At 67.7% G+C, this 845-nt stretch carries 1 protein-coding gene; it reads right to left on the bottom strand.

The window, feature by feature from the left end:
- On the bottom strand, nt 1–845 hold an 845-nt coding region (locus AC5P1B_RS35725; RefSeq protein WP_493892202.1), incomplete at both ends, for a polyketide synthase dehydratase domain-containing protein.

Below are 845 nucleotides of genomic sequence, written 5' to 3'. Positions count from 1 at the left end.
CGCCGGTGTCCAGAGTGTGGATCAAGGACGCCAGGTCGTCATGGGTATCGACAGGAACACCGGTGCCGGACAACGCGGCGGCAAGCCCCAGCGGATCGGCATCGACGACAGCGCAGTCGCCTAGCCCTGTGGCGGCCGGTGGCGTCGGGGGCAGCGCGGTCCACTCGATCTCGTAAAGGTGGTCTTCAGGGGTGGCCGGGCGGGCGGCCTGGAGCTGTTCGGGGGTGACCGGGCGGCTGACCAGACTGGCGACGGTGACCACGGGGGCGCCACTGCTCTCGGTGATCGTGAGCGCCACCGCGTCCGGTGCGGTGGGCGTCACCCGTACGCGCAGAGCACTGGCACCAGTGGCATGCAGGGTCACGCCCTCCCAGGAGAAGGGGAGCCGACTGCCCTGTCCGCCCCCGGAGGCCTCCGCCGGACTCGTGAGAACGATGGCCTGCAAAGCAGCGTCAAACAGAGCCGGGTGGACACCGAAACGATCAGCGTGCCGCGCCTGGTCCTCCGGTAGCGCGACCTCAGCGAAGATCTCATCCCCGACTCGCCAGGCAGCGCGGAGACCTTGGAAGGCGGAGCCGTACTGATAGCCGTGACTGGCGAGCTGGCTGTAGAGATCGGTGATGGCGAGCGGTTCAGCCCCGGGCGGCGGCCATGTGGCGTCCGCCGGCGTCGAAGGGGAGATGTCGAGGGGGGCTTCTTTGGCGAGGGTGCCGGTGGCATGGCAGGTCCAGGACGAGTGCTCAACAGAAATCTCGCCGTCGGAAGGAAGAACGCGTGAGTGGATGGTGAGGGTGCGTCGTTGGTTGTTGTCGGGTGGGTTGATGGTGAGTTGGAGTTGGGTGTCG

The organism is Streptomyces sp. A01 (assembly GCF_059026195.1).
The sequence above is the reverse complement of the archived record's forward strand: the minus strand, read 5'-3'. Positions and strand labels throughout refer to the sequence as shown.